The organism is Pseudoxanthobacter sp. (assembly GCF_036822375.1).
Taxonomy (GTDB): domain Bacteria; phylum Pseudomonadota; class Alphaproteobacteria; order Rhizobiales; family Segnochrobactraceae; genus Pseudoxanthobacter.
Genome location: NZ_DAISHT010000218.1, coordinates 1 through 5,465 on the forward strand (window position 1 = coordinate 1; position 5,465 = coordinate 5,465).

Here is a 5,465-nt window from a genome sequence, read left to right on the forward strand (position 1 = left end):
TGAACGGCTTCCGCAACGAGCTGATGGGCAAGATCCTCGGCGTCAACGGCCACATTCTGGTGCAGCCGGCCTCGGGCACCTTCACGGATTACGAGTCCGTTCTGGAGCGGCTGGAGAAAATCCACGGCGTGAAGTTCGCGCTGCCGTTCGTGGAAGGGCAGGCGCTGATTTCCGGCCCCGGCGGGTCGTTCGGCGTGCTGGTGCGCGGCGTGCGCCGGGCCGATCTGGAGAAGGTGCCGCTCATCGCCTCCACCATCCGCGCCGGCTCGCTCAGCGATTTCGATACCTCCGGCGGCGTGGTGCTGGGCGGCCGGCTCAGCGTGGCGCTCGGCGTGCCGGCCGGCGAGCCGGTGACGCTGGTCACGCCGAAGGGCGAGGCGACGCCGTTCGGCGTGGTGCCGCGCACGCAGGCTTTTCCGGTGCTGGCGACCTTCGACATCGGCATGTCGGAATTCGACAACTCGCTGGTGTTCATGCCGATCGCGGCGGCGCAGGAGTTCTTCAACAAAGAGAACGCCATTACCGCCATCGAGATCTATCTCGACGATGCCGATGCAATCGACCGGCTGCGGCCGCAAATCGAACAGGCGGTGGGGCAGGGGCTTTATCTGACCGACTGGCGCATCCGGCAGGCGACCTTCTTTTCCGCCCTTGAGGTGGAACGCAACGTGATGTTCATGATCCTGACGCTGATCGTGCTCGTCGCCGCGCTCAACATCATTTCCGGCCTGACGATGCTGGTGAAGGACAAGGGGCGCGACATCGCCATTCTGCGCACCATGGGCGCAACGCGGGGCACGATCCTGCGGGTGTTCATCATCACCGGCGCCAGCATCGGCACGGTCGGCACCGCGGCGGGTCTCGTGATCGGGCTCGTGGTCTGCCACTATATCGAGCCGATCCGGCAGGGCATCTCGTGGCTGACGCGCACCGAGCTCTTCCCGCCCGAGCTCTATTATCTGAGCAAGCTGCCGGCCGATATCGACAGCGGCGAGACGGTGACGGTGGTCGTCATGGCGCTCGTGCTGTCGTTTCTGGCCACGCTCTATCCGGCGTGGAAGGCGGCGCGGCTCGACCCCGTCGAAGGACTGCGGCGCGAATGAGCGAAGACATGAGCGACAAGCCCGCGCCGGTTGCGGCCGCCGACGCACCGCCCCGCCGGCGCGAGGCGCTGGGCCTCTCCGGCATCACGCGCCACTACCGCGAAGGCGAGGCGCAGCTCGACGTGCTGCGCGGGATCGACCTCGTGGTGCATCCGGGCGAAACGGTGGCCCTCGTCGCCCCGTCCGGGGCCGGCAAATCGACGCTGCTGCACATTGCCGGCCTGTTGGAGAAGCCCGACGGCGGGCAGGTGCGCATCGCCGGGCGCGACTGCACGACGATGTCCGATGCCGAACGCACGCGGATGCGGCGCGACTGCGTCGGTTTCGTCTATCAGTTCCACCACCTGTTGCCGGATTTCACCGGCCTTGAGAACGTGGCGATCCCGCAGCGTCTCGCCGGCCTGCCGCTGAAGGAGGCGGAGCGGCGGGCGATGGCGCTGCTGCGGGTGATGCGCATCGACCATCGCGCCGGTCACCGGCCGGCGGAGATGTCCGGCGGCGAGCGCCAGCGCGTGGCTATTGCTCGCGCGGTCGCCAACGCGCCGCGGGTGCTGCTGGCCGACGAGCCGACGGGCAATCTCGATCCGCGCACGGCGGCGCAGGTGTTCGACGCGCTCGACGCGCTCGTCAAAGCCTCGCGCCTTGCGGCCGTGGTGGCGACCCACAACATGGAGATCGCCGCCCGCATGAGCCGGCGCATCACGCTGGTCGATGGCCGCATCGAGGCGATGCCCTGACCGGCTGCGCGGCGAACCTCTGCGCGGCTCGTCACCTCCGCGCGCAGTGAACCGCTGCGTGCCGTCAGCCCGGCGGCCGGTCGCGGCCGGAAGACCGCCGCGGCCGGGGCGCGGCTCACGGCACGTTCGGCTCCTGCTCGTCGTCGGCCTCGGCGGGCAGTTGCGCCGGCGCCATGGCGGGCTTCAGGCGCGAGGGCAGCAGCTCGCCCTCGCGCTGCAGCACGGGCTCGGCGGCGGCCGCCACCAGATGGGCATTGATGCGCCGCAGATCGCGCAGGATATCGAGGTGCAGGGCGTCGGTTTCGATGGTTTCCACCCGGCCGGCGCGCATGCGGGCAAAATGGGCCTCGCGCTCTGCGGCTTCCATGGCGCGGAAGGTCTCCTTCTCGGCCGTGAGCACACGCGCGGCACGGGCATCGCCCGTCATCAGCAGCGAGGCGGTGCCGCGCAGGTTGACGATCAGCCGGTCGACCATGGCAATCAGCTCCACCTGCCCCTCTTTTGAGAAGGTGAGACCGCGCTTGATGCGTTTGCCGGCATCCACCAGCAGGCTGCGGGTGACGATGTCGCCGGCGTGCTCGATGTTGGTGGCGAACGAGAGAATCTCGTTCATGCGCCGGCGGTCGTCCTCGGTGAGCTGATCCACGTCCAGCGACGACAGATAGTTGCGGATGGCGCGGTTGATGCGGTCGATGACGTCGTCGAGCCGTTTGGCATCGGAGATCCGCCGCCGGTCGCCCTCCGACAGCGCGGCGCGGCTGGCCATCAGCGCCTGTTCCAGAATGTCGGCCAGCCGCAGCGCCTCGCGCGCGGCGGCCCCCAGCGCCACCACCGGCACCGTCAGCGACAGCGGATCGAGATAGAGCGGCCGCCCCGGATCGCTCGTCGCCGGGGCGGGCGGCAGCAGCCACTCCAGAAGCCGCGCGAACTGCGTCAGGAACGGCAGGAACAGGGCGGCCATGATGAGGTTGAAGGCGGTGTGATAGTTGGCGACGGCGCGCGCATCGTCCGGCTCCAGCGCCACCAGCCACGGCCCGACCCAGTGCAGCGTGAGGAGCCCCAGCACCACGCCGGCAAGACGGTTGATGAGATTGCCGATCGGCAGCCGGCGGGCGGCGGGATCGGTGCCGGTCACGCCTTCGAACACCGGATTGAGGGCAGTGCCGAGATTGGCGCCGAGCACGACGGCGAACGCGGCCTCCGGCGGAATGACGCCGCGGGCGGCAAACGACATCGCCAGCAGCACGATAGTGACGGAGGAATGGGCGGCCCACGTCAGCAGCGCCGCGAACACCACCGCCAGCACCGGTTCGGTGACGACGAGACTCAGCATCAGCCGCAGGCTGGGTGCATCCTCGTATGGGGTGATGAGGTTCAGAATCTGGTGCAGCGCGATCAGGATCAGGCCGAGCCCGATGAGGGACCGGCCGATATCGCGCAGGTGGCTGGCCGGCCCGCGGCGGAACATGACCACGCCGACGAGCACGAACACCGGTGCGATGGCCACCACATCGAACGACAGCAACTGCACGATGAGCGTGGTGCCGACATTGGCGCCCAGCATGACCGCGAGCGCCGGCACCAGTGCCATGATGCCTTCGGCCACGAAGCCGGCCACCATCAGCCCCGTCGCCGTGGAGGACTGCAGCAGCGCCGTGACCACGAGGCCGCTGAGGAAAGCGCGCAGGCGGCTGGAGATTGCCCGCCCGACGACATGGCGCAGATTGGCGCCGAAGGCGCGCTGAATGCCCGACTGCACCATGTGGACGCCCCACAGCAGCAGCGCAATGAAGCCGGCAAGGTCGATCAGGGTCAGCGAAACGGCCATGGTGCGCGGCAGACCTCCGGCAGGGGTGGGCGAGAATCGAGCTTGGCGAGGAACCGTTAACGATCTTCTCCCTGCCATCCTTGTCGCCGCATTATGTCGTTGCAATGGGAACGTACATAGAACAAAATAAGATCATAAAGCGAATAACGAGGAGGACGGGATCATGGACGAGCAGACGAACGATTTTGTCCGCGGGCTTGCGCAGGATCTGGCCGGGCTGGTGGCGCTGACGCTGTTCACCGCAACGGTCATCATCTGGCTCGACGCGCTGTCGCTCGCCTGAGTGCGGGCCTGTGAGCCGGTGCGAAAAAAATGAATCGACAGCACCGCGCGGGCGGGGAATGAAGAGACCTCCGGCCGCGCAACGCAGCGGCGGCACCAGCGGCCGCCGGCGGGGCGCAGCCGGCAGCGCAACAGGAGAGGGCTGAAGCGACATGACGGGCTCATCGCCGGGTTTCGTGCATCTTCGCGTTCACACCGCCTATTCGCTGCTGGAAGGCGCCATGCACGTGAAGAAGGTGCTGGGGCTTGCCAAGGACGACCGCCAGCCGGCGGTGGCGATGACCGACAGCGGCAACCTGTTCGGCGCGCTGGAATTTTCTGCCAAGGCGATGGAATCGGGCATCCAGCCGATCATCGGCAGCGAGCTCTGGGTCGATTTTGCCGATGAGGATACCGGCCGCCGCGGCATGGCGCGCGAGCCGTTCCACACCATTGTGCTGTTCGCCTCGACGCCGGACGGCTTTGCCAATCTGGTGCGTCTCGTCAGCCGGGCGTTTCTGGAAACCGAAACGGGCGTGCGCCCGCATGTCGGGCTGGACACGCTGGCGGCGCTGAGCGAGGGGCTGATTGCGCTTTCGGGCGGACCGCGCGGGCCGGTCGACAGGGCGCTTCAGGCCGGCAACGGCGCACTGGCCGAGGCGCGGCTGAAGCGGCTTGCAGCGCTTTTCCCCGACCGGCTCTATGTGGAACTGCAGCGCCACGGGCTGGCCGGCGAGCAGGCGGTGGAACCGCATCTGGTGGAACTGGCCTATCGCCACGAACTGCCGCTGGTGGCCACCAACGAGGTCTATTTCGGCGCCCGCGACGATTACGAGGCCCACGACGCGCTGCTGGCGATCGCCGAGGGGCGCACGCTGATCGAGGACGACCGGCGCCGGCTGACGCCGGAACACTATTTCAAGACGCGCGCGGAAATGCGCAGCCTGTTCGCCGACCTGCCGGAGGCGGTGGAGAACACGGTGGAGATTGCCCGGCGCTGTGCGGCGGTGGCCGTGAAGCGCAAGCCGATTCTGCCGCGCTTCGCCGGGGTGGGCGCAGACCCGGAACAGGCCATGCGCGAGGAGGCGGCGCTGCTGCGACGGCGCGCAGAAGAGGGCCTTGCCCTGCGCCTGAAGACCCGCGGCTATGCCGAGGGGGCGACGGATGCGGATTATGCCGAGCGGCTGGAGTTCGAGCTGGGCATCATCGAGCGCATGAAGTTTCCCGGCTACTTCCTGATCGTGTCGGACTTCATCCAGTGGGCCAAGGCCCACGGCATTCCGGTGGGGCCGGGGCGCGGCTCGGGCGCAGGCTCGCTGGTGGCCTATTCGCTGACCATCACCGATCTCGATCCGATGCGGTTCGGCCTGCTGTTCGAGCGCTTCCTCAACCCCGAGCGCGTCTCGATGCCGGACTTCGACATCGACTTCTGCCAGGATCGCCGCGAAGAAGTGATCCGCTATGTGCAGGAGAAATATGGCCGCGCGCAGGTGGCGCAGATCATCACCTTCGGTTCGCTGCAGGCGCGCGCGGTGC

At 68.0% G+C, this 5,465-nt stretch carries 4 protein-coding genes; 3 read left to right on the forward strand and 1 reads right to left on the reverse strand.

Annotated elements, in window-relative coordinates; genetic code table 11:
- Both V7067_RS15000 and V7067_RS15005 read left to right on the forward strand, forming a co-directional pair.
- Positions 1–1,103, forward strand: a 1,103-nt coding sequence (locus tag V7067_RS15000) for a lipoprotein-releasing ABC transporter permease subunit (RefSeq protein WP_334176713.1), incomplete at its 5' end; no start/stop codon positions are given.
- Between the two features lie 8 nt (positions 1,104–1,111).
- Complete coding sequence (locus V7067_RS15005; RefSeq protein WP_334176716.1) at positions 1,112–1,840, forward strand: ABC transporter ATP-binding protein; 729 nt, start codon at positions 1,112–1,114, stop codon at positions 1,838–1,840.
- A gap of 115 nt (positions 1,841–1,955) precedes the next feature.
- Here V7067_RS15005 and V7067_RS15010 read toward each other — a convergent pair whose 3' ends face one another.
- Positions 1,956–3,668: a Na/Pi cotransporter family protein gene (locus V7067_RS15010; protein ID WP_334176714.1), complete on the reverse strand. Its 1,713-nt coding sequence runs from the start codon at positions 3,666–3,668 to the stop codon at positions 1,956–1,958.
- Positions 3,669–4,102: 434 nt separating this feature from the next.
- On the opposite strand from V7067_RS15010, the gene dnaE reads away from it, so the two are divergent.
- On the forward strand, positions 4,103–5,465 hold a 1,363-nt coding region (dnaE, locus tag V7067_RS15015; protein ID WP_334176715.1), incomplete at its 3' end, for a DNA polymerase III subunit alpha.